We start from the raw sequence: 24,178 nt of genomic DNA on the forward strand, positions 1-24,178 counted from the left end.
TTGATCGAGTGATCTTGGTTTGATCTAGTGATGTTGGCGGCGCAGGTTATCCAAAATAATACCCGTAGCCATTGCTACGTTAAGTGACTCAGCTCCCCCGAAGGCGGGAATGGTAATTTTGTCGGTGACATATTGAGCCGCTTCGGCACGAATACCATGCGATTCACTGCCCATCAATAAAATCCCTTCTGCTGCAAATTTCGTATGATGAACGTTCTCACCTTCTAAAAAAGCCCCATAAACAGGTAGATTTGAACTCTGTAAATAAGCGCTCAAATCCACTTGGCTCACCGTAACACGCCCAAAGCTACCCATGGTGGCACTGATGGTCTTCGGATTGTATGGATCGGCGCAATCGTGGCTAGCGACAATGTGTTTAATGCCATACCAATCAGCAACACGGATAATCGTCCCTAAATTACCGGGGTCAGAAACACCATCGAGAGCGATCATCAATCCTTTCGCTTCAGGCACCGTCACTTCGGGGATCTCAACGACGGCGATTGCCGCATTATTGCTCACCAAGGTGCTGGCTTTGGTTAAGTCATCTAATGTGGCCTCAATGCATTCAAAAACACTAAGCTCAACGCGGTTTTGTGCGATAAACTCCGCAGTGGCAAAAACCTGCTTCACCGTCAGTTGGCTGTTAATCAATTCCAACACGTTCTTTTCGCCTTGCACTAAAAACAGGCCATGAGCCTTGCGCTGTTTCTTTTGGCCTAAAGCACGAAGTAGTTTCAGTTGGTTTTTTGAAATCATAAAATATCCGCAGTGAGGTAAGGTTGGCCTAGTAAAAACGCCGCATTATAGAGTAAAGGCCGTCAGAGCTAAAGCAGTGTAAGCCGAGTTTCAATACCATATGTTCAGTTACTAACAAACAAGGAAATCCATATGAAACGTTTTCTTCCCTCTTCCGTTATGTTAACCCCCTTTGTCGTCAAGCATTATGATCAACAAGATAGTGATCAACTTGAAGATGATCATCATAAAGAGCCCAACGACAATGACACAAATAGAGAACGAAGAATCGAGCTAAAAGCTCAGACATTAGTTTATAATCTACTCATTAAATAACTTTACAACCCATTTTTTGACGTTATTATCGCGACGCAAACGTTTTCCCAACCCGTACAATACTAAATAATGAGGGTTTTATGCTGCCTGATATTGAAATTTGCCGCGCCACTTCATTAACCTCCATAGAGGCTATCGCTAACAAAGCAGGATTCACCGCCAGCGAATTCCACAGCCAAGGCCGCTTTAAGGCGAAAATTTCATTAAGTTGCCTTGAACGTTTGCAAACACAAACGGTTGGAAAGTTAATCCTTGTGACTGCCATTACCCCAACGCCATTAGGGGAAGGAAAAACCGTCACGACCATCGGCCTATCACAAGGAATGGCAAAATTGGGTCATTCGGTGATGGCATGTATTCGTCAACCCTCAATGGGACCAATCTTTGGTGTTAAGGGCGGAGCCGCTGGCGGCGGTTATTCACAAGTGGCACCAATGGAAGAGCTCAATTTGCATCTCACTGGCGATATCCACGCCGTCACAGCGGCGCATAACCTAGCGGCAGCGGCGATAGATGCCCGGATCTATCACGAACAGCGCCTTGGTTATGACGATTTCGAGCAGCGCACCGCAATGAAAGCACTGCGTATCGACCCAAATAATGTGGTTTGGAAGCGAGTGATGGATCACAACGATCGCGCATTGCGCATGGTTACCGTTGGCCGAAATGAAACGGATAAATCAATCAATGGCTTTGAGCGTGAAGATGGTTTTGATATTTCAGCGGCTTCTGAGCTGATGGCGATTCTTGCATTAGCCAAAAACTTAAACGATCTGCGTCAACGGATTGGGCGGATTGTCGTCGCCTATAGTCACCATGGTACACCGATTACCACTGAAGATTTGCAAGTCGCTGGGGCGATGGCTGTCAGTATGAAAGAGGCGATTGAACCTACATTAATGCAAACGTTAGAAGGCGTACCGACACTGATTCACGCCGGGCCTTTTGCCAATATCGCTCACGGTAACTCTTCTATTATCGCTGATGACATCGCCACAAGGTTAGCCGAATTTACTGTAACAGAAGGCGGCTTTGGCTCTGATATGGGATTTGAAAAGGCGTGTAATATTAAAGCCGCGACATCTGGGAAAGCGCCAGATTGCGCCGTTATCGTCACCACACTTCGCGGCTTAAAAGCGAACTCTGGTCTGTATGAATTGCGTCCCGGCCAGCCAGTTCCCGACACTCTATTTCAGCCAGACCATGCCGCGTTGGTGTCCGGTTTTGAAAATCTCAAATGGCATATTGAAAATGTGAGTAAGTATGGAATACCCGCCGTGGTTGCCATTAACCGCTTTCCACAAGACAGCCAAGAAGAGCTTGAGCAGCTCGCAATGATGATTCACGCACTACCCTACCAGGTAGAGGTTGCACTGAGTGAAGGTTTTGCTCTTGGAGGCGAAGGGACGACTGAGCTTGCTTCCAAAGTCATTAAGCAGTGTCAAAAAGTGAGTACGTTCACACCGTTATACCAAGCACAGCAGACGATCGAAGATAAGATCAACGCCGTAGCGAAAAAGGGCTATGGCGCGGCAAGCGTCACTTTTAGTGATAAAGCACGACGTCAAATGCACAACATGCAAGAGCAAGGTTACGGTAAACTTGCTGTCTGTTTGGCGAAGACGCCGCTTTCAATTTCAACCAACGCTGCGATTAAAGGCGCACCAAAAGGTTTTGATGTACCGATTCGCGAATTAAAGCTCTGTGCGGGTGCTGGCTTTATCTATGCGCTATGCGGCAACGTGATGACCATACCGGGCCTTCCTGAAAAACCCGCCTTCATGTATTTAGACATTGATTCTAAAGGAAATATTATCGGCCTAACCTGATATTATTGTTCGAAATTAACCTTTCTGAGCACAAATCTTCGGGCTCAGAAAGGTTTTCTTCACGCTATTTGTTTTCTTTCTCTGTAATTTTTTGCGCTTTTCACCGTTCTTTACCAGTATCAATAAAAAATAAGTAAGGTCGGTTATGAAACGTTTTACTCCCTTTATATTCTCAATAGCGCTTATTGTGCCTATTCTGTTTTCGCTATTTAGCCAAGCAGAAACTCAGCCTAAAACCATGCCCAGCATTGGTAATCAGCAAATCGCGACATTAGCTGGGGGCTGTTTTTGGTGTACAGAATCTGATCTTGAAAAACTCAACGGTGTCATTAGCGTTGTCTCTGGTTATGCGGGTGGCAGCTTTGAAAATCCAACCTATAAACAAGTCTCATCAGGAAAATCGGGCCACATTGAAGTGATTCAAGTGACCTTTGATCCGCAAGTTGTCAGCTACGAGAATGTATTGGATCATTTTTTCCGCCACATTGATCCAACGGATGATCAAGGCTCGTTTGTTGATAGAGGCCCACAGTATCGGCCTGCCATTTTTTATCACAACAGTGAACAGAAGCAGACCGCGCAGCGCTTTATGCAAGAAATCGATGCGCTAGGGATCTTCAAAAAGCCGCTCAAAACAGAGCTGATTCAATACAGCCAATTTTGGCCTGCTGAAGAGTACCACCAAGATTTTTATAAAAAGAGCAAAGTACGTTACACCTACTATCGTCATGCTTCCGGACGTGATCAATATCTTGATACCATCTTCGGTAAAGATCGTAATGAGCATCCAAAAACCTTACGTCAATTGATCGAAGCGCAAAAAATGCAAAACAACGTTAAGGTATACACCAAACCTTCGAATGAAAAGATACGCGCCAAATTGACTGATTTGCAATATTACGTGACGCAAGAAGAAGGTACTGAACGCGCATTTAACAATGAGTATTGGGATAACAAAGCCGATGGTATTTATGTCGATGTGGTCAGCGGAGAGCCATTATTCTCTTCTACCGACAAATACCGTTCTGGTACAGGCTGGCCCAGTTTTACTCGGCCAATTAATGAAGCGTATATTGCGACCAAAAGCGATTCTCGGCTTTTTTATACCAGAACCGAAGTGCGCAGCCGTTTTGCAGATTCTCACCTAGGCCATGTCTTTGAGGATGGACCAGCACCAACCGGCTTACGCTACTGCATGAACTCTGCCGCGATGCGATTTGTACCAAAAGAGGCGATGCAAGCTGAAGGCTATGGCGAGTACTTGGTTCTGTTTAAATAAAATTTGGTTCTGTTTCAATAAGGCGTGCGTGGTAAAACGAAAAAGCCCTCGACTTCACTTGCGAGGGCTTTTTTAGTTGATCAACGTTAATCGATGGACTCAACTGAGATTCGATTAATGTAAACCATGGAAAAATTCGGCGCGGGTGGCAGGGTTAGATTTAAAAATACCGCCTAATGCTGTGGTGGTCGTTTCACTGGTCGCATCCATAACACCACGTGACTTAACGCAGTAATGAGTGGCATCAATAGTGACTGCGACATCGTCTGAACCGAGTAAGGTTTGCAAAGCCACCAGAATCTGCTGTGTCATTCGCTCTTGAACTTGGGGGCGCTGAGCAAAAAAACGTACAATACGGTTAATCTTAGAAAGACCAATTATCTTGCCTCTTGGGATATACGCCACCGCGGCTTTACCATCGATAGTCACTAGGTGATGCTCACAGGTACTGGTTACGGTAATCTCTTTTACGCGCACCATTTCACTGACGTTCATCTTGTTTTCGATCACAGTAATTTTAGGGAAGTTTTGATAATCAAGGCCGGAAAACACTTCATCCACATACATTTTCGCAATTCGATGGGGTGTCTCTTCTAAACTGTCGTCGGTCAGGTCAAGACCGAGTAGTGTGAGGATCTCACGCATATGGTGTTCGATTTTTTCTTTCTTTTCTTCACGAGTAACCTCATTTGGACGCATAGGCGTTTCCAAACCTCGGCTCTCTAGCGCATCTTTGACCAACTTTGCTGATTCGCTAAGACCTAGCATTCCGATTCCTCTTACTTTTTACCCCTTTCGGATGGCAGACAAGGATACTCGGAATTTTGAATAATTACATCCATATTTTAAGGATGGTCATTATTGCCTGTAAGCAATGTATGATAAAGTCCTCGCAAAGAAAAAGCTATAGGAACCGATCATGGGCTGTTGTGATTCACCGGGCTTAATGCCTATCGAACAAGCGTTAGAGACAATGCTAGCGAATATCAAACCCATCCAAACGACGCTGAAACTACCGCTAGCCGACGCATTAGGCTATGTGTTGGCCGAAGAGTTACTCTCACCCATTTTTGTGCCGCCTTTCGATAACTCAGCGATGGATGGATACGCTATTCGATTAGCTGATCTGCAACAGTCAACCACCCTGCCTCTGGCTGGCAAATCTTTTGCCGGTCTTCCATTTGAAGGGCCGTGGCCAGCCAACAGTTGCGTGCGAATTATGACTGGCGCGAAAATTCCAGCTGGTTGCGACGCGGTGATCATGCAAGAGCAAACGACCGAAAACGAAAATGGTATCTGCTTTCTACAGCCGAATGCAAAGCCTCAGCAAAATATTCGCCCCACTGGTGATGACATCAAACAAGGCGATGTAGTGCTACATAAAGGGGCTCGCTTGACTTCGCGTGATATCCCAATGATTGCCACACTCGGCATCAGCCATGTGACCGTTTTTCGTAAACCCAAAGTGGCCTTTTTCTCAACTGGAGATGAGCTAAAACCACTCGGTGAACCTCTTGCTGAGGGGCAAATCTATGACAGCAATCGTTATGGCATTAAACCATTAATTGAGAATTTTGGTTGTGAAGCGATTGATCTTGGGATCATTGCTGATTGCCCTGCCACTTTAAAAGCTACCTTTGATAAAGCTCAACATTTGGCCGATGTGGTTATTACTTCTGGCGGCGTAAGTGTAGGCGAAGCTGACTATACCAAAGATATTTTGCAAGAACTCGGAGAAATCGGTTTTTGGAAACTGGCAATAAAACCGGGCAAACCGTTTGCATTTGGAGCATTAGATCATGCTTGGTTCTGTGGCTTACCTGGCAACCCCGTCTCAGCCGTATTAACCCTATACGTCTTGGTGCAACCTATGCTGGCTAAATTGGCTGGACACACTCAGTGGAAAGCACCGGAGTCCATTCCAGCTATCACTAAAAATGCCTTTAAAAAATCACCGGGCCGTACTGACTACCAACGCGGTATTTACACAATTGAAAATGGCCAGTTTGTTGTTGAAACTACCGGAAACCAAAGTTCGGGGGCATTTCGTTCGATGAGTCTCGCCAACTGTTTTGTGGTGTTAGAACAAGATCGTGGCCGAGTGGAAGTGGGCGAAACCGTCAATATCCAACTTTTTAATCCCAGCTTGTATTAAGGATCACTATGGAGATCCTATCTGATCAAGAGCTACTGCGCTACAACCGACAAATCATTCTCAAACAGTTTGATTTTGAAGGACAAGAAGCACTTAAACAAAGCTCTATTTTAATTCTTGGCGCAGGAGGATTGGGCTGCGCTGCAAGCCAATACCTTGCCACGGCAGGTGTTGGTTCACTCACGCTCATCGATGATGATGTGGTTGAGCTCTCTAATTTACAGCGCCAAGTGCTGCACAGCGATGCCGATATTGGACGTAAAAAAGTGGACTCAGCGGCAGAGTCACTGCGTATGCTTAACCCGTATTTAACGGTAAATACCGTTGATCAACGCCTTGAAGATGCACAATTGAAAGCATTAATTGAACAGCATTCTTTGGTGCTGGATGCATCAGATAACCTTGATACTCGTAACCAATTGAATAAACTCTGCTTTCAAACTAAAACACCACTGGTATCTGGTGCTGCGATTCGTATGGAAGGGCAAGTCAGCGTGTTTATGTATCAGCACCCAGACGAGCCCTGTTACCAATGTTTAAGCGCTCTTTTTGGTAGTAACGTACTCACTTGCGTCGAAGCGGGCGTAATGGCCCCTGTCGTCGGGATTATTGGCGCGGTACAAGCGATGGAAGCGATCAAAGTGATCGCCCAATATGGGCAGGTAAAACAAGGCAAAATTTTGATATTGGACGCTCTTTCAATGACGTGGAGAGAAATGAACTTAATCAAACTCACCCACTGCCAGACTTGCCAGTAAATGAACGACAAAGACTCAATAATGTCTTTCTCGTTCGTCCACCGCATCAGCCCACACAATAGGAGAGTTAAACTCATGTCACCACTCGTCTCCCCCCAATGGCTAGCACAAAAGTTAGGCGACCCGCGCACCGTTATTCTTGATTGCAGTATTGAATTCCAAATTCCCAGTGAAACTGAGAAAGATACTCTGCATAGCATTCCCGGCGCTCGCCGCTTTGATTATGATGGTGAATTTTGTGACCTACAATCGCCACTACCTCATATGATGCCTAGTGAAGAGCGCTTTAATCAATTAGCACAATCGATCGGTTTAAACCACGATTCGATCGTCGTTGTCTATGACAATAGCGGAACGTTTGCATCACCGAGGGCATGGTGGATGCTCAAAGCAATGGGACATGCGTCGGTATACGTTCTTGATGGTGGATTAACAGAATGGAAACGCCAAGGTTTACCCGTTGTAAAAGAGTACACACATGCCTTTAAACACGGAAACTTCCATGGCACGCTCGATCCTCGCTATTTTGTGAACGCAGACTATGTGCTTGCACAAATAGAGAACCCAGAGATCTTAACTGTTGATGCACGTTCACAAGCCCGTTTTTTGGGTCAAATAAAAGAACCAAGAGAAGGCGTGCGCAGCGGCCATATTCCTCACTCTATTTGCTTACCTTTTACAGAGTTGATGAATGGGCATAAGCTTAAATCAACGCAAGATCTACAACCTATTATGCAAGCGACGCTGGCTGCTGGAAAAGAGCAATACATATTCAGCTGTGGCTCAGGCGTAACCGCCTGTATTGTGCTGCTGGCTGCGCAAATTTGCGGCTACGAAAAACTGTGCGTTTACGATGGTTCGTGGACAGAATGGGGGCAACGCACTGAGCTGCCTATTGAGCTTTAGTCTCTGAATCAAATCCCCATCATTGTGGGGATTTGATCATGTTTTACAAAGCGTGCTATTTCAACTCATCAGCCATTGCTTTGATCAATTCATTTGAAGGATCACCTGAAAGTTCCCATGTGAAAATTCCCCCTAGCTTCGCTGATTTTGCCCATTTGGCTTTGGCGCGCACTGAACGTTCATCTTCATACGAGATAAATACTTTCTTTTCTGCATTCCATAAATATGGTGCTTGCGATTCTTGATCGTAACCATATTGATACCCTTGTGCCGCGCGATAATTTTTCATCAAATCCCAGAACATGAAATAGCCATTTTCACCGGTCCCAAACGGCGCTCCCTGCTCAGACACGAGATCAGCCGTAGGCAAACCACCCTCATAATCTTGAGTGCCTTGCCAACCACGTCCATAAAACGCCGCGCCGATAACCAATTTCTCGCTTGGTATACCCAATTCGATCATTTGATTGATAAACACATCGGCTCCCATTCCCCACCAACTGCGATCCGTCGCATGTAAATTGGTTAAATGGCCCGTTTGCGTTCCCCAACCACCCAGAAAATCATAAGTCATCGCAAACATATTGGTTAAATAAGGGGATACGGCGGGCCAATTTATCTGAGCCGCTTTCGCTCCAACACCAACAGCAGTAGAAAGTTCATAGTGGCGAGCCGTCTTTTTACTCAACGTATCCAAATCAGCACGTAATGTTTTCATCAGCTCGGTATAGGCCTGTTTTTCTGCTTCTTTTTGTTCGTCGGTTAATTTCGTATCCGGATTCCAAGGCGAAGTAGTTAAACCGCCACCACCCGGATATTCCCAATCGATATCGATGCCGTCAAAGAAGGCGTACTGCTCTATAAGTTCAACCGCTGTTTTGGAAAAATGCTTGATCGTAGCAGGATCTTTTATCATTGCGTGGAACGGTTCAGACATTGTCCAGCCGCCAAATGAAGGCAGAATCTTAAGCGTCGGATAGTCTTTCTTCATTTGTGCAAGTTGAGCCTTTGTAAGGAACTGGTACATTGACTGCGCCAAACTCTTTTTCTAGTGCGGATTTAGTATCAACAACAATCGCACTAAATGGTGCTTTTCCTTCACATTGCTTAGCGATTTGCTTTTGTACGGTTTCACTGGCTCCAGAATGGGGGCCACACATACTCAAAAAGGCGTAAATAACATGAGTCAAGTTCTCTGCTGGAATATCTTTAACTGTGTAGGGGTTTTCCTCATTTTCATATTGCCAATCAGCAAAGTAGCCCGCCACGACGGGTTTGGTTGTCTCTGCGGTAGCGTTAAATGACGCAACAACGAGAAGGGCGATCATCAACTTGTTCATAAGTTTCTCCTTGGGTTTGCGTCAATACAGCAGAGAAATATATTTTAAGTTTAAAAATAATCAGCCAATGCGAGCCAAACTCAGATCTTAAAATCACGTTACAGTTATTGCAGATTAATTTATGAGCCTAAATTCACTAACCTGAATCCACTAACCAATGACGGTTTGTATCTGCTCATCTAAATTCAATACCGTTAACGCGTTGCTTACGCTGGTGGCAATCACATCAATTGCACCGGTGCGTAGCGCCCCAAGCAGCGCTAAAGGTTTGCTGTTTTCAGCCGCGATAGCGATCACCTCAGCAATCGGTCGAAATTCGTCAATCCCTAACCCAATAACACGATCGCTCATCACCGTATTGGCAGCTTTACCGTGGATATCAAAAAAATCATAACCAGCGAAATCCCCCACCACACCTTGCTGTAAACGCGACTGCACCACTTCATCGGCGGTAAACCAACCGAGATCGACCATGTAGCTGTTTTCACTCATATCCCCAATACCCACTAACGCAATGTCTGCCTTACGTGCTAAATCTAAGGTTTGTTTGACGGTTGCATTTTGCATAAACGCCAATTTTTGTTCGCGATTTTCAGCATAGGCAGGCGCATAAAGCGTTTCAGAGCTTCCACCGTATTTTTTGGCCAGTTGCCGACAGATATGATCCGCATTAAACATCCCACCTCTTGGGTGAATGCCACCAATACTACAGACAAACTTACACTCTCGTGGTGTGATCACGCCAATATGATGCGCAACGGCCGATACATTTCGGCCTTGACCAACGGTCACAACCATGCCGTTTTTTAGCGTACTGGTCAGGTAATTGGAAACCAACCCCGCCACTTGTTGGCGCTGCAACTCTTCGCTAGGTTGGTCAAGTGCAACCAGCGCACGTTTTACGCCAAAGCGTTCAATCAGTCGCTGCTCAATTTTGGCGCTAAAAACAGGGTGATATTTCACCGTAATTTCGACAATCCCTTCATCGCGTGCCTGTCTAAGCATTCGCCCTACTTTGGCTCGTGAAAGAGAAAACTTTTTCGAGATCTCTTCTTGAGTTGCACCATCTTGGTAATAAGCCACTGAAATTTCAGTTAATAAGTCAGTATTTTCGATAGAAATGTCTTGATTGGGAGTGGTCATACGGGATCTCATGGTCAATATTGTGCGCAGAATAACGACAATTGAGCATTTGCTCATTGACCTAGCATAGGTTAAGCCTCATTTACTTTGCAACATTTGCTCACGGAAATTACATTTTCTCACTCTAATCAATGCGCAGTAACGTTCGCTTTCAACCCTTGATAAATCTAAGCAAACGTTTATTTATCAGCACTGAGATTAATTCACAAAAAAATAGTTGATTGATATCACTATAACCTCAGAACAGCGATTGACTTTCCCAGTGGATAAGATAAATATGGCTACATCATTTACTCAACGAACGAGCAAATGTTCAACACAAATGTTCGGTCGCTGGAAATAATTGAGTTAGCTTTTCTGGCATGTGTAAGACATGACTATGTGATTGCTAACCCGCTTGCAAATGCCCAGCAAACTCAAAATCTGGCTTGGCCCAAAGAAATAGGATGATCGATATGAGCAATAAATTAGAGCAACTTCGTAAAATGACGACTGTTGTTGCTGACACTGGTGAAATTGACGCAATCAAAAAATACCAACCAGAAGATGCGACCACTAACCCATCTCTCATTCTTAAAGCGGCTCAAATTGCAGAATACGCGCCACTGATTGATGCTTCTATCGCATACGCAAAAACACAGAGCTCAGACAAGGCTCAACAAGTTCAAGATACTTGTGACATGCTTGCTGTCAATATCGGTAAAGAGATCTTAAAAACGATTCCAGGGCGTATTTCTACCGAGGTCGATGCTCGCCTCTCTTATGATATGGCAGGCAGCGTGGCAAAAGCGCGCCAACTGATCAAAATGTACAACGATGCTGGCATTACTAACGACCGTATTTTGATCAAACTGGCTTCAACCTGGGAAGGTATTCGCGCAGCAGAGATCCTTGAAAAAGAAGGCATCAACTGTAACCTGACTCTATTATTCTCCTTTGCTCAAGCACGCGCGTGTGCAGAAGCAGGCGTATTCCTGATTTCTCCATTCGTCGGCCGCATTATGGATTGGTATAAAGCCAAAGAAGGCCGTGATTTTGCACCGCAAGAAGATCCTGGTGTATTGTCCGTGACTGCTATTTACAATTACTACAAAGAGCATGGCTACAAGACAGTCGTGATGGGCGCAAGCTTCCGTAATATTGGTGAAATTTTAGAGCTAGCAGGCTGTGATCGTTTGACTATTGCCCCTTCTTTACTGGCAGAACTCGAAGCAGCTGAAGGTGAAGTGGTTGAAAAACTGGTTGACTCTCAAGGTAACAAAGAACGCCCTTCAGCAATGACCCATGCAGAGTTCCTATGGGAACATAACCAAGACCCAATGGCCGTAGAAAAATTAGCGGAAGGCATCCGTAACTTTGCCATTGACCAAGGCAAACTTGAAGTCATGATTGCAGCCAAGTTGTAATCCACTTACGAATTAAAATTTGGGGAACGATTAACGTTCCCCTTTCCTTTCTAACTCTATTATTTGTCGGTAATTATTATGGAACGTAAACAATTAGCCAATGCCATCCGTGCTCTTAGTATGGACGGTGTTCAACAAGCTAACTCTGGTCACCCTGGTGCACCGATGGGTATGGCGGATATCGCTGAAGTGCTTTGGCGTAGCCACTTAAACCATAACCCACAAAACCCGCAATGGGCTGACCGCGACCGTTTTGTGCTGTCAAACGGCCACGGCTCAATGCTGATTTACTCTTTATTGCACCTGAGCGGTTACGCGCTGTCGATTGATGATTTGAAAAACTTCCGTCAATTGCACTCAAAAACACCGGGTCACCCAGAATACGGTTACGCGCCGGGCATTGAAACCACCACGGGCCCATTGGGTCAAGGTATTACCAATGCGGTCGGCATGGCGATGGCTGAAAAAGCACTGGCGGCGCAGTTCAACAAACCGGGTCACGACATCGTTGACCACTTCACTTATGTGTTCATGGGTGATGGTTGTTTGATGGAAGGCATCTCGCACGAGGCGTGTTCTCTGGCCGGCACACTGGGCCTTGGCAAACTGATTGCGTTTTGGGATGACAACGGCATCTCTATCGATGGTCATGTGGAAGGCTGGTTCTCTGATGACACGCCAAAACGTTTTGAAGCGTACGGCTGGCATGTTATTGCTGCGGTTGATGGCCATAACGCTGAAGCGATTAATGCCGCGATTGAGGCTGCGAAAGCAGACCCTCGTCCAACCTTGATTTGCACCAAAACCATCATCGGTTTTGGTTCGCCAAACAAAGCAGGCTCACACGACTGTCACGGTGCCCCTTTAGGCGCTGAAGAAATCAAAGCAGCGCGTGAATTCCTGGGTTGGCCGCATGCACCTTTCCACATCCCTGCCGACATTTACGCGCAGTGGGATGCCAAAGAAGCTGGCCAAGCGAAAGAAACCGATTGGAACGCCAAGTTTGAAGCCTACGCCGCCGCTTACCCAGCCGAAGCCGCTGAGTTCAAACGCCGCGTAAACGGCGAGTTGCCAGCAGAATGGGAAGCGAAAGCGAGTCAAATTATCGCTGACCTTCAAGCTAACCCAGCCAATATTGCGTCACGTAAAGCGTCACAAAATGCGCTGGAAGCGTTTGGTAAAATGCTGCCAGAATTTATGGGCGGCTCGGCGGACTTGGCACCGTCTAACCTCACCATGTGGTCGGGCTCTCAATCGCTCACGGCGGAAGACTTCTCGGGTAACTATATTCACTACGGTGTGCGTGAATTCGGTATGACGGCCATCATGAATGGTATCGCGTTGCACGGTGGTTTCGTACCTTACGGCGCAACCTTCCTGATGTTTATGGAATACGCCCGTAACGCGATGCGCATGGCGGCGTTGATGAAAATCCAGAACATCCAAGTCTACACTCATGACTCGATTGGCTTGGGTGAAGATGGTCCAACCCATCAACCGGTTGAGCAAGTGGCTTCACTGCGTTTGACACCAAACATGAGCACATGGCGTCCGTGTGACCAAGTGGAATCAGCCGTCGCATGGAAGTTGGCGATTGAGCGTAAAGATGGCCCATCAGCGCTGATTTTCTCTCGTCAAAACCTAGCGCAGCAGCCACGCAGTGAAACGCAAGTTGCGGATATCGCGAAAGGTGGTTACATCCTAAAAGAGTGCACTGGTCAGCCTGAGCTTATCCTGATTGCCACTGGCTCTGAAGTTGAACTGGCGGTAAAAGCCGCAGAGCAACTTACAGCAGAAGGTAAGAAAGTGCGCGTAGTTTCGATGCCATCGACCGATGCGTTTGATAAACAAGACGCAGCTTACCGCGAAGCCGTACTACCAGCCGCCGTGACTAAGCGTATTGCAATTGAAGCAGGTATCGCCGACTTCTGGTACAAGTACGTTGGTTTTGGCGGCAAGATCATCGGTATGACTACCTTTGGTGAGTCAGCACCGGCGGATCAACTGTTCAAAATGTTCGGCTTTACGACTGAAAACGTGGTGAAACAAGCACAAGAGCTGCTTGCTTAAGTCGTTTAGTTTTTAATGCAAAAGCCCAGCGAATCATTCGCTGGGCTTTTTTGATCTTGTCGCGTGTGAAAAGAGATACATCACTTAAAAGGCACGCCACCAAAAGGCATAACTTAATTATTGGAAACAATAAATAACACTTCCACACGACGGTTACATGCTTTACCTGCATTGGTTTTATTCGTACAAGCCGGAACGTATTCACCATATCCACGGGTAAAAATAGAGTCCATCGCCACATTACTTTTCACTAAAGTGTTCTTTACCGCTTTCGCTCGACGTTCAGATAAACCATCATTAAAAGTTGGCGCTCCACTACTGTCCGTATGGCCATCAATCACAATATCAATACCGGGTTCTGAGGCTAAATAACGTCCCATCATAGTAAGCCAGTCACCAGAGCCAGAGGAGACGGTGGACGAGCCCGTTTCAAATTTCACCGTATCTTTCAATTTAACCATAATATGGTTACCAGGGAGAACCTCGTAATCAACGCCATTCTTCAATAAAAAACTTTGCAAAGAATCATAACTACTCACGCGCTGCTGTCCCATCGGGCCTTGAACACCTGTTGAAGCAATCTTCGGCGCATAGCCCCATTCAGGGTAGAGCACGTCAAAATCACCTTTTGGCGCTGCATCCAATAGATTGTCGCTAAACATCCGATCTGCGGTGGCTAATGTTCCACACCCCGTTAACAACATCAATAACGGTAAGGCTAAATACTTCATTCAAGCATCACTCCATTCTCTTACTACCTAAACTGTATCGGCCAAGACTGTAAAACTTTATATATATTTGGTAGCAATTTCGTGGTTGTTTCTGTTTTCCTTGTCACGGTAAGCCGTTAGAATTCAAGTATTCTTTTTTAACTCAATACTCGTTATGAAAAAAAACACACGCTATTGGTTGACTCTCATCACAACACTACTGATTCTAGCAGGCTGCGGTGACAACACTACGCCACAAAAAGGGAAACAATATGATGAGCTTCCCGTAAGTCTTGCAACATACCGCCTGCCAGCCGTCACGGAAGTGTTTTCGCTGACTTGCGGACACTGTCGTTCAATGGAAAAGGTCATCCCAGAGCTAGAGAAAATAACAGGCGAAACATTTGGTAAACTGCATGTCACCTTTAACGAAGGCGCACAGATTGGAGCCATGATTTACTATTCAGCCGTGATGCAACTGGGAGCAATTCCCGATCATGCCATGATGGAACAGCTATTTTCGGTCGTGCAAATGGATGAAGAAGTAACGTTAAGTGAGCGTAAAGAAGCGATTGATTTGGCCTTCAGCCAGCGAGGGCTAATCAGCCCGTATTCGTTAGATGATGAGCAGCAAAAACAGTTATTCCAAGAGATTCAGCTCGCTGATGATATTTCAGTAAAAGGCCAAATCAATGCCGTTCCAACCTTTATTGTGAAAGGCAAATATTTAGTCATCACCTCCGGTCATAAAGATGCAGCAGATATCGCGAATACCATCTCATATTTATTGACTCCCCCCTAATCCACAAGGCTTTAAAAATATGTCTAAATTTGTATTTCCAATTATTATTTTTTTACTGGCTGGCTTTTTTATCTATCGTACGTGGAATAACCACAAAATTGCCGATGAAAATTTTGCTAAAGGCCAAGCGTTTTTGGCTGAAAATACTCAGCAAGATGGCGTGATAACAACCGAAAGTGGCCTGCAATATCTCGTACTCCAACAAGGTACTGGCACCGTTCATCCGAAAGCCAACAGTCGTGTAAAAGTGCATTATCACGGAACTTTACTTGACGGTTCGGTGTTTGATAGCTCAGTTGAACGTAACGACCCGATTGTGTTTGGTTTGAAGCAAGTGATTCAAGGATGGCAGGAAGGTCTACAACTGATGGTGGAAGGACAAAAAATGCGCCTGTTCATACCCAGTAATTTAGGTTATGGCAAAAGTGGCAGCGGCCCTATCCCGCCCGCATCCGTACTGATTTTTGATGTGGAATTAATTGAAATCCAGTAAAGCGGTGTTGAGCCGCATTACGCGGCTCTATTCTTGAGAAGGGACTGGATAAAACACCAGTTTTCCCTCCTCTACCATCACACAATCCATTCCTCCAGCGTGAGCGGCTTGTTTACCCAAATGAGTATCTTCAAATACCACACAATGCTTAGGTTCGAGATCTAATAAAAAGGCTGCACGCAAAAATGTATCTGGATTCGGCTTATGGTTTTCAACATCAGACGCCGTTACTACAGCATCAAAGCGATTTAATAGCCCAGACTTTTTAAGCAATGCGAGTGCACTTTGCCTTTGGCTTCCAGTCCCAACCGCAAGCTTCTTTTTACCATAAAACTGCTCAACAACTTCATGAGTACAAGAAATTACCTCACCACTATTTTCGATAGAAGAAAATGCCGCCATTTTAAATTGAGCGACCAGCTCTGGCACCAATTTGAGATCGTGCAGCTTATTGATTTGTGAAACGATTTTAGCGCTAGGCATGCCACCTAAACTGTGCAACCACTGTTCTGAGAATGGGAAACGAAAATGTCGCGCTGTTTTTGACCAAGCCTCTAAATGCGCTGGCATGGTGTCAAGCAACGTACCATCCATATCAAAAATAAGTCCTTGGTAATTTTCTAATTCAATCATGTTTACAGAGCGCCTCTAACAAATTCTATGGGAATCAACAAAATAAAAGTTCCAATATTGTGTCACGATAATGAATGTAATTTATATTTTTGCGTTCATTGATATACGCTTCATTTAATCCTAACATTCTAATTAAACATACTAATAATTACATTTTCATCAATTATTGTCATTTTACTTATACCGAATCAACTTGAAGATGCAGGCTTGAGAACCTGAAAATGATCATTAATTCGAGATGTCAAAGAGCCTGCGATCTCTGGAAGAGTCACAGAAAAAAATTGGTCTATTGCCGCCTTGAAGTCCCGTTTTCTTTTGAAGTAAACGTTGTTCCTCGACTTCTCATTCATTACTTTCCATAGCCGCTCTATTGGGTTGAGGTTTGGACTGTAAGGTGGAAGATAATGCAGTTTAATATTCAGGACAAACGCCGCATCTTTGACTAAGTCACTGCGGTGATATCCCGCACCATCTAATATGATATGAAGCTTATGGGCTAACGAATAACTCTCTCTTAACTTACAGAAAAAACGAACAATCGATTCACTGTTAATGCTCTCATAGTCGTGAACAATGGTTGCACCAATATCCGACAGGTTCAGTGCGCCAATAATGTTCAATCGGCTACGATTACCCGTTGTTTCAATCACTTTATCCTGACCAGTACGTATCCAGCCATGCGATATCTTTGTTGATAGTGTTGGGTGAACTGCATCGATAAAGACTATCGATTCATCCTCGCCACAGCTTGCCTTTAGCGCTTCATACGCCTCTATGAATGCTTGCTGTTTTGCTTCATCAAACTTGTGTGGTATGCCTTTCGGTTGCTTGTAGCTAAAACCATTATGGTGAAGCCATTTGTTCATACCAGAAACAGTATAATCAAGCCCAAACGTCTCTTTAACATAGGCGACAATTTGATGAGTATGAGAATAGGTTTTCTCAGTCAAATGCTCGATTAGGTGCATGGTTTGAATAGCAGAAAGCTTGCTTTGGCTTCCTCCATTCTCAGGCTTAAGTTTTTCAGAAAGTACGTAGTCACTGAGGTGACGTGCAACGGTCGATTCATGAATACGAAGAGCTTGTGAAATCATAGTCTGACTCCAGCCTTCAGAAGCCAGCAAAACAGCCTTAATACGGTCGCAAACTCGACTATCACGCTCAATGTCGTGCATCTGTTCGAGTTGCAGTTTCTGTTGAGGAGTCAGTGTGATTTTCATGGTTTGTAGCATGATCCTGATTCTATTGAAAATCAAGCATCTTCAATGATCACGGGTATAGGTGTATAATCTCATGAGTATCAAACAAAAATTATATTCACTGGGTGCTATTGCGGTTATCGGGGTTCTGGTAATGTTAGCCACTACCACACATTTTTCCCAAACCACCGAAACGCTCAATCAAGCCATTAACTTAGTCGATAAACTTGAAATTAGACTGCTCAATTTGCGGCGCAATGAGAAAGATTTTCTTCTGCGAAGCGACGTGAAATACCTTGAAACCTTTAAAAAAAACAGCACTCTTTTTTTAGATCTGGAACAGCAACTTTCCCTCATCCTGTTAGATCGAGATCTCCCCTCTAGTAGCCAACTCCGACAAGATCTTTTGGCTTATAAACAAGGTTTTGAAAAATTGGTGCAGGCTTATAGCCTATACGGATTAAATGAAAAATCCGGCCTTTTAGCCACTTATTTACAAGCATTGGAAACCATAAAACCTAATGCTGATGATGCATTACTTTTAGAGCTGATGGCGTTTGATCAAAGCGTGCAGGTTGGAGAGCTGCAAAACAGCACAGTGACTAACCGTTTTCCGGCATTAGCACAGGCCGCCCAACAGCTTGTCGATCAGAAAAAAGTGATTGGTTTGAAATATAATCAAGGGCTACTTGGTGAAGTACGTAACCTTTCTCATAATGTTGAACAACAGTTTGTTACCTTTTCTGAAGTGTTAAATAAAGAGATTACAAGTATTGAGCAAGAACTTAACTATGTGAAGCAAGGGCTCAGTGCATTAGTGATCGTGCTAATCCTTGGATTTATTCTCCAAATAGCGCGCTCCATTAACGTGCAAGTGAGTAAGTTGTTATCAGTGATGCAAATGATTTCAAACAGCAACAACATCAGTTTGCGTGTTGAACTGACTGGCCGCAACGAGCTGGTATCGATCGCAACTTATTTTAATACCTTACTCGATAAGTTCGAAACTCTTATCGCTGGCTCTCAAACAAAGTCTCACCAGCTATCGAACAGTACATCAAGTATGCATAACGAATTAGAAGATGTGATTGAACAGTTTCACGTTCAGGCTGACCACACCACGACAATGGCAACGGCCGTTCAAGAAATGGTGTCCACCATCAGCGAAATTTCAGAAAGTACTAGTGTAGCAGTAGAAGGTGTACACAAAGCCGCGCACAATGCTCAGCAAGGACGTTTAGTGGTGGAATCAACGGTAAAAAATGTCGATGAACTCTCACGAACATTGGAAAAAAGTCAAATCTCCATCGCCTCATTGAACAAGCATGTCGAACAAATTGGCGGTGCTGTTAACATCATTCAAGGTATCGCAGAGCAGACCAATTTACTGGCATTAAATGCCGCGATTGAAGCCGCTCGCGCCGGAGAACAAGGCAGAGGCTTTGCTGTGGTCGCCGATGAAGTCCGCGCACTTGCCAGCCGCACGCATCAGTCAACGGAAGAGATCACCAATGTCGTTTCTGCAATTCAAAGCCAAATGAGCACCGTTGTCACTGATATTGCACAATGCAATACCCAAGGCCATGCGACGCTAACTGCTTCAGGAGAACTGGATAATAGTTTACGTCAGATTCTCTCTGACATGGAAATGATACAAAGTAACTCTGAGCGAATCGCCTCTGCAATTGAAGAACAAGGCATTGTGATGAACCAAGTCAGTGAATCGATCACCGAACTTAACTCTATCTCTGATAATAATATGCACTCAGCTAAACAGTGTTTGATTGAAGTCGATATCGTTTCCAAACAAGCAAACGACATGGACAACGCGGTCGCCGAATTCCAGACTCAGAAATCCGTCAATTAGCCAATGTATAGATATAAAATATAGCGAGAGTTAGTGAAAAGGGTCTAGAGTTAGACCCTTTTATTCATGTTTGCTTAAAGCATAACAAGATGTGGATTACTTTTGTATTCCTTCAACATAGAGTTCCATATCGACATAGCTTGAAGCGCCCATTACTGCAATATTGAAATCCGCGAGTTCGATACGTGTTGTCCCCGAAAAGCCAGCGCGTTGGCCACCCCATGGGTCTTTACCTGCACCAATAAATTCTGCATCAATAGTAATGGGTTTGGTTTGACCATGCAGAGTAAGATCACCGAGCACTTCTAGTTTACCATTCCCTTTATCAACTACTTGAGTACTGGTAAACGTGGCTTGTGAATATTTTGATGCATCAATGAAATCAGCACTACGAATATGTTTATCACGTTCAGCATGGTTACTGTCCAGGCTGCGAGTATCCACATTAACTTTCACTTTTGAGCTTGCAAGGTCGTTAGGATCGTAGGAAAACTCACCATCAAACTTGTTAAAGCGGCCCTTGGTAAAGCTATAACCAAGATGGCTGACTTTAAAGTTAATTGAAGCATGCGCACCTTTGGTATCTATAACATAGTCAGCAGCGTTTGCACCTAGCGGCATGAGTGTTGCGAAAGTCAATCCAGTAGCAAGTAACGTTTTCTTCATTTAGAAGCTCCTATCATTTTTCGTAGCGTATCGTCTTTATCAATAAAATGGTGCTTGAGTGCGGCAACAGCGTGCACGCCTGCTAAAATAATCAGCGTCCAAGCTGCGTAAAAGTGAACCGTACCAGAGAGATCGGCTTGTCCTTCAAACAACAAGCCCATACTTGGTACAGTAAACCAATTGAAAACATCAATCCCTCGGCCATCTTCTGTTGAGATCAAATAGCCTGATACAAACAGCGTCATCAATAATAAATACATTAATCCGTGCGCCGCTTTAGCCGCAATGCGCTCATAGTGGCCGCCACCAATGGCAGGAGAGACACTCACCAATTTCCATAGTATGCGGAACAGGGTGACCGCGAGCAGCAACAAACCGACAGATTTATGCCAATGTGGCGCGGTGTTATACCATTGACTGTAATAGGTTAACTCAACCATCCAGATCCCAACACCAAACATACCAATGATAACGAGTGCGGATAACCAATGGATAAGACGCGTGACTAAGTTGTAATTTTTAACTTCAGTTGTCATAAATTTTCTAAACCAGCAAGTGAAACAGCAACAAAGTGAATTGAATCTATATTCTAGCCTAAATTATTAACACAGTATTTACCATACTTTACATTGTAGACATACTTTAGTACTGATTGAGTTATTCGAAAAAACTGAAGGAACTTATTGTGGATATAGATAACCACGACTTAGGCTCAAACAACTTGAAACAACGGTAGCTTCAAATCATAAGGGTATAACACCTGTAGAATGCTCGTATTAGAAGAATAGTGTGAAAGATCAAGAACTCGCTATTTGCTGCTCGTGCTTGTTGATAACTGTGGTAATCTTGCTTGGCTTTATTAAAGGAGAACAACGAGTTGCTATTGGATATACTCACGCAAAGCGTCAACGAATTTCAAGCTGACTGCCTAAAACTTTGTGAAAAGCACTACCCCACCATACACAACCAAGGAATGAGTGAACATCACTTAGGACTGGCTTTTGCTCGCAGGTTGGCTCGTACACTCAGTGAATTTGGGCACCCATGCCACTATTCTGTTATTGAATCAATCCCTCAGCGAGACATGCCACACCATTACCGAGTGAGCAGTGATGCAGGAACAGTATGGATCCTGACTCACCATATGGTCAGTGCTGGTAAAACCTGTCGAGAAAAGTTGATGCAAGACATTGCGCAGTGGAAATATGAGTACGCTTACGCGATTCAACCGAATGATTTACTGTTATTACTGACCGATCACTGGATCAGTCGTAGCCAAAAAAGTCGCGAGTTACTTCATTGGTGGACAGGGCAATTACCCGATGAAATAGATCAATACCTCGCACAAGGTATCACGCTGTATGAAAGTGACTCATTGCTAACTCAATCTTTAGAGAACCGTTTTCAAATTAGCCCTTGTTATATTAAATTTAGCCATCCTTTAAAACGCTCTAAAAACCAGCAACTAGTCCGAAAATACGTTCAATTATATGCCGTATTACAATGGGCGTAACGTAAACAAACCGCCCTCATTTTCTTCCAAGTTCTAGATTTTACCTTATTACCCTCTTCATTGTGCTGTCTGATCCGCACCACCAGTTTTGGACACCTAATTAAGTGAGTACAATCACTAATGAGGTGAACCATGACAAACAAGAAAAAACGTATTCTCCATTCTGCTGAATTTAAAGCAGAAGCACTGAAGCTAGCAGAAAAGCTGGGAGTAGCTACGGCAGCGCAGCATCTCTCGTTACACGAATCCCAGATCTACGGTTGGCGTAAAGCAGCCAAGAAAGATACTAGCACCAGTCAGCGGGAAAAAGATCTAGCCGCTGAAGTCGCAAAGCTCAAAAGGCAATTGGCCGAGCAAGCTGAAGAGCTAGATATCGTAAAAAAGGCCGCCACCTACTTCGCGAAAAATCTAAAGTAGATAGCTACGAATTTATGCTCGAACACCTGCTGTGCTTCAGTGCTGTCCGCATGGCTAAGGTGTTCGGGGTTTCACGAAGTGGGTTTTATTACTGGATTAAGCATCGCCACAAGGCCACTCAGCGCGAGGTAACTCGCCAAGAGCTTGATACGAAGGTCAAAAAGGCTTTTGACAACAGCAAAGGCCGTGATGGTTCAAGGCGTATCCAGAAAGAGCTGGCAGAGAACGGTGATAGCCGTAATGTTAAAACCATTGCCGCTAGTATGAAGCGTCAGGATTTAACGCCGAAAGCGGCACGTAAGTTTAGGTGCACTACGGATAGCAAACATAAAATGCCAGTTGCTCCGAACCTGCTAGCTCAGGATTTTAACGCGGAGGCTCCGAATCAAAAGTGGGCGGGAGACATCACCTATGTTGCGACAAGTGAAGGCTGGCTGTATTTGGCGGTAATTATTGACCTTTATTCAAGGCAAGTAGTCGGCTGGTCTATGGATACCAGAATGACCGCAACACTGGTCTGCGATGCATTATCAATGGCCTTGTTCCGTCGTGGGTTCCCTGAGCAGGTGATCGTTCATAGTGACCGAGGTAGTCAGTACTGCTCAAAAGATTATCGAGACATCATAACCGCTTATAATCTAAAGCAAAGTATGAGTAGGAAAGGAAACTGCTGGGATAATGCTTGTGTTGAGAGCTTCTTCCATTCAATGAAGGTTGAAGCGATCCAATATGAGCCGATCATGACGCGAGACGAGATGCGTCAAACGCTCTTTGAATACATCGAGGTTGATTATAATCGGACAAGAAGGCACAGTGCTCTTGGGTATCTAAGTCCAGTTAACTTTGAAAATAAAAATGTCGCTTAATGAAGTGTCCAGTCTGGCTGGAGCAGATCAGTCTTCTGATTTAGCACACACTCAATCAATTGAACCTGCCACATCACATTCACTAAATAATTCAATATTTGTGATGCTGTTTTGACAACCCACAAATTTTCATCTTAGCCAAAGGTACAATTGACAAAGGTCAAGGTGAGTCAATAATATGGCATGGCATATTGGCGCTCGGATGCTTCAAGCAAAAATTAATGATTAGGATGTCGAAAATTGTATGCTTTTAACTAACAAAACTCAGTTTTCAAAATGCATGTCTCTGGATTCCGATGGCCAGTTTATTGCTCATTACCAGCATCTTGTGCTGCGAAGCGTTTTCCAGCCGATATTCTCGCGGGATAACCGTATTGTGGGCGTTGAAGCCCTAGTGAGAATAACCGCCAATGGCAGCACGACCATTCGCCCCGATTGTTTTTTCCATTCCGACACTATTAATCCTATCGACAAACTTAACGTAGAAAGACTCAGCCGAGTTATCCACATCCGAAACTATGCCCTTTCCGAATATCGTCAATGCCAATTATTTCTAAATTTACTGCCTGTCGCGGGTGAATTGTTTGCCATCAGCGACATCAACAAAGCATTGCTATGCGATCGCCTCAAAGAACTGCATATAGAACATAATCAACTAGTCATGGAATTGATTGAAATCGATTCAGAAAATGAAAGCAAGCTGCAATGCGCAACGCAAAGTCTGGCTGCAAATGGTTTTAAAATTGCCATTGATGATTTTGGTACTCAAGCCTCAACACCACAACGGGTTAATTTGGTGACGCCTGATATCATCAAATTTGATCGAAGCTTATTACTCAAATATATGCAAGGTGATTGTGACCCACTTATGGATGGCATTACCCTTGCGAAACAGAATGGTTCCAATACCGTTGTAGAAGGCATCGAAACCCAAGCACAACTCGAAGCAATGCAAAAACTCGATATTGATATGTTTCAAGGCTATTTTTTAGCCATGCCGGAAGCGATAGTACCAGCCATTAAGATGGCCATTTAATAACGATATTCTTTAC

The 24,178-nt window shown here is 44.4% G+C and carries 22 protein-coding genes and 1 pseudogene; 14 read left to right on the forward strand and 9 right to left on the reverse strand.

Annotation, left to right across the window (positions count from 1 at the left end):
- Positions 1–24: 24 nt before the first annotated feature.
- The gene (locus N5E84_RS19115) at positions 25–759 is read right to left on the reverse strand and encodes an RNA methyltransferase (protein WP_019283145.1); all 735 of its coding nucleotides are present in this window, start codon (positions 757–759) and stop codon (positions 25–27) included.
- A gap of 132 nt (positions 760–891) precedes the next feature.
- On the opposite strand from N5E84_RS19115, the gene N5E84_RS19120 reads away from it, so the two are divergent.
- The 3 genes from N5E84_RS19120 to msrB all read left to right on the forward strand — a co-directional run bounded on the left by N5E84_RS19120 (position 892) and on the right by msrB (position 4,182).
- Positions 892–1,074: a hypothetical protein gene (locus tag N5E84_RS19120; RefSeq protein WP_019283146.1), complete on the forward strand. Its 183-nt coding sequence runs from the start codon at positions 892–894 to the stop codon at positions 1,072–1,074.
- An 80-nt stretch (positions 1,075–1,154) separates the two neighbouring features.
- Entirely contained in the window at positions 1,155–2,903 is a 1,749-nt protein-coding gene (locus N5E84_RS19125; protein WP_019283147.1) for a formate--tetrahydrofolate ligase, read from the forward strand.
- Between the two features lie 145 nt (positions 2,904–3,048).
- Positions 3,049–4,182: a peptide-methionine (R)-S-oxide reductase MsrB gene (gene msrB, locus N5E84_RS19130; RefSeq protein WP_019283148.1), complete on the forward strand. Its 1,134-nt coding sequence runs from the start codon at positions 3,049–3,051 to the stop codon at positions 4,180–4,182.
- Between the two features lie 114 nt (positions 4,183–4,296).
- Here the strand turns inward: msrB and folE are convergent, their stop codons facing one another.
- Positions 4,297–4,950, reverse strand: a complete 654-nt coding sequence (gene folE, locus N5E84_RS19135; protein ID WP_013867838.1) for a GTP cyclohydrolase I FolE — start codon at positions 4,948–4,950, stop codon at positions 4,297–4,299.
- Between the two features lie 151 nt (positions 4,951–5,101).
- Between folE and moeA the strand changes: the two genes are divergently transcribed.
- Genes moeA through N5E84_RS19150 form a run of 3 tightly spaced genes read left to right on the forward strand, consistent with a single transcriptional unit; the run spans position 5,102 to position 8,001 of the window.
- Entirely contained in the window at positions 5,102–6,337 is a 1,236-nt protein-coding gene (moeA, locus tag N5E84_RS19140; protein WP_019283149.1) for a molybdopterin molybdotransferase MoeA, read from the forward strand.
- Between the two features lie 8 nt (positions 6,338–6,345).
- The gene (gene moeB / locus N5E84_RS19145) at positions 6,346–7,095 is read left to right on the forward strand and encodes a molybdopterin-synthase adenylyltransferase MoeB (protein WP_019283150.1); all 750 of its coding nucleotides are present in this window, start codon (positions 6,346–6,348) and stop codon (positions 7,093–7,095) included.
- Between the two features lie 21 nt (positions 7,096–7,116).
- The gene (locus N5E84_RS19150) at positions 7,117–8,001 is read left to right on the forward strand and encodes a sulfurtransferase (protein WP_164732803.1); all 885 of its coding nucleotides are present in this window, start codon (positions 7,117–7,119) and stop codon (positions 7,999–8,001) included.
- Positions 8,002–8,056: 55 nt separating this feature from the next.
- Here N5E84_RS19150 and N5E84_RS19155 read toward each other — a convergent pair.
- Positions 8,057–9,329 (reverse strand): annotated as a pseudogene (locus N5E84_RS19155) (glycoside hydrolase family 18 protein).
- A gap of 162 nt (positions 9,330–9,491) precedes the next feature.
- Positions 9,492–10,484, reverse strand: a complete 993-nt coding sequence (locus N5E84_RS19160; protein WP_019283151.1) for a sugar-binding transcriptional regulator — start codon at positions 10,482–10,484, stop codon at positions 9,492–9,494.
- A gap of 455 nt (positions 10,485–10,939) precedes the next feature.
- On the opposite strand from N5E84_RS19160, the gene tal reads away from it, so the two are divergent.
- Entirely contained in the window at positions 10,940–11,890 is a 951-nt protein-coding gene (gene tal / locus N5E84_RS19165) for a transaldolase (protein ID WP_029388425.1), read from the forward strand.
- Positions 11,891–11,965: 75 nt separating this feature from the next.
- Positions 11,966–13,960, forward strand: coding sequence for a transketolase (gene tkt / locus N5E84_RS19170; protein ID WP_164732804.1), 1,995 nt, complete (start codon positions 11,966–11,968; stop codon positions 13,958–13,960).
- 113 nt (positions 13,961–14,073) lie between these two features.
- Here tkt and N5E84_RS19175 read toward each other — a convergent pair whose 3' ends face one another.
- Positions 14,074–14,691, reverse strand: coding sequence for an OmpA family protein (locus N5E84_RS19175; protein ID WP_013867846.1), 618 nt, complete (start codon positions 14,689–14,691; stop codon positions 14,074–14,076).
- Between the two features lie 154 nt (positions 14,692–14,845).
- Between N5E84_RS19175 and N5E84_RS19180 the strand changes: the two genes are divergently transcribed.
- Both N5E84_RS19180 and N5E84_RS19185 read left to right on the forward strand, forming a co-directional pair.
- The gene (locus N5E84_RS19180; RefSeq protein ID WP_019282283.1) at positions 14,846–15,472 is read left to right on the forward strand and encodes a thiol:disulfide interchange protein DsbA/DsbL; all 627 of its coding nucleotides are present in this window, start codon (positions 14,846–14,848) and stop codon (positions 15,470–15,472) included.
- A 19-nt stretch (positions 15,473–15,491) separates the two neighbouring features.
- Entirely contained in the window at positions 15,492–15,965 is a 474-nt protein-coding gene (locus N5E84_RS19185) for an FKBP-type peptidyl-prolyl cis-trans isomerase (protein ID WP_017046439.1), read from the forward strand.
- 27 nt (positions 15,966–15,992) lie between these two features.
- Here the strand turns inward: N5E84_RS19185 and N5E84_RS19190 are convergent, their stop codons facing one another.
- Together N5E84_RS19190 and N5E84_RS19195 are read right to left on the reverse strand one after the other, a co-directional pair.
- A complete protein-coding gene (locus N5E84_RS19190; protein WP_013867849.1) occupies positions 15,993–16,598 on the reverse strand; it encodes a beta-phosphoglucomutase family hydrolase in 606 nt (201 codons plus the stop codon).
- 188 nt (positions 16,599–16,786) lie between these two features.
- Positions 16,787–17,818, reverse strand: coding sequence for an IS630-like element ISVa15 family transposase (locus N5E84_RS19195; RefSeq protein WP_026027704.1), 1,032 nt, complete (start codon positions 17,816–17,818; stop codon positions 16,787–16,789).
- A gap of 73 nt (positions 17,819–17,891) precedes the next feature.
- On the opposite strand from N5E84_RS19195, the gene N5E84_RS19200 reads away from it, so the two are divergent.
- Entirely contained in the window at positions 17,892–19,664 is a 1,773-nt protein-coding gene (locus tag N5E84_RS19200; protein WP_029388454.1) for a methyl-accepting chemotaxis protein, read from the forward strand.
- 96 nt (positions 19,665–19,760) lie between these two features.
- Here N5E84_RS19200 and N5E84_RS19205 read toward each other — a convergent pair whose 3' ends face one another.
- Both N5E84_RS19205 and N5E84_RS19210 read right to left on the reverse strand, forming a co-directional pair.
- Positions 19,761–20,330 (reverse strand): YceI family protein, encoded by a 570-nt coding sequence (locus N5E84_RS19205; protein WP_019283319.1) that lies wholly within the window; start codon positions 20,328–20,330, stop codon positions 19,761–19,763.
- Positions 20,327–20,866 (reverse strand): cytochrome b, encoded by a 540-nt coding sequence (locus tag N5E84_RS19210; protein ID WP_013867852.1) that lies wholly within the window; start codon positions 20,864–20,866, stop codon positions 20,327–20,329. The genes N5E84_RS19205 and N5E84_RS19210 overlap by 4 nt, the downstream gene beginning before the upstream one ends.
- A gap of 341 nt (positions 20,867–21,207) precedes the next feature.
- Here N5E84_RS19210 and N5E84_RS19215 point away from each other — a divergent pair, with 341 nt between their 5' ends.
- The 3 genes from N5E84_RS19215 (at position 21,208) to N5E84_RS19225 (ending at position 24,162) form a co-directional block, all read left to right on the forward strand.
- The gene (locus tag N5E84_RS19215) at positions 21,208–21,843 is read left to right on the forward strand and encodes a hypothetical protein (RefSeq protein ID WP_026027861.1); all 636 of its coding nucleotides are present in this window, start codon (positions 21,208–21,210) and stop codon (positions 21,841–21,843) included.
- 132 nt (positions 21,844–21,975) lie between these two features.
- A protein-coding gene (locus tag N5E84_RS19220) for an IS3 family transposase (RefSeq protein ID WP_095661212.1) occupies positions 21,976–23,126 on the forward strand; the annotation gives its coding sequence in 2 pieces (ribosomal slippage) (positions 21,976–22,219 and positions 22,219–23,126; 1,152 coding nt in all).
- Between the two features lie 244 nt (positions 23,127–23,370).
- The gene (locus N5E84_RS19225) at positions 23,371–24,162 is read left to right on the forward strand and encodes an EAL domain-containing protein (RefSeq protein ID WP_013867855.1); all 792 of its coding nucleotides are present in this window, start codon (positions 23,371–23,373) and stop codon (positions 24,160–24,162) included.
- Positions 24,163–24,178: the final 16 nt, after the last annotated feature.

Origin of the sequence: Vibrio sp. J502 (assembly GCF_025397955.1) — a bacterium.
Taxonomy (GTDB): Bacteria; Pseudomonadota; Gammaproteobacteria; order Enterobacterales; family Vibrionaceae; genus Vibrio; species Vibrio anguillarum.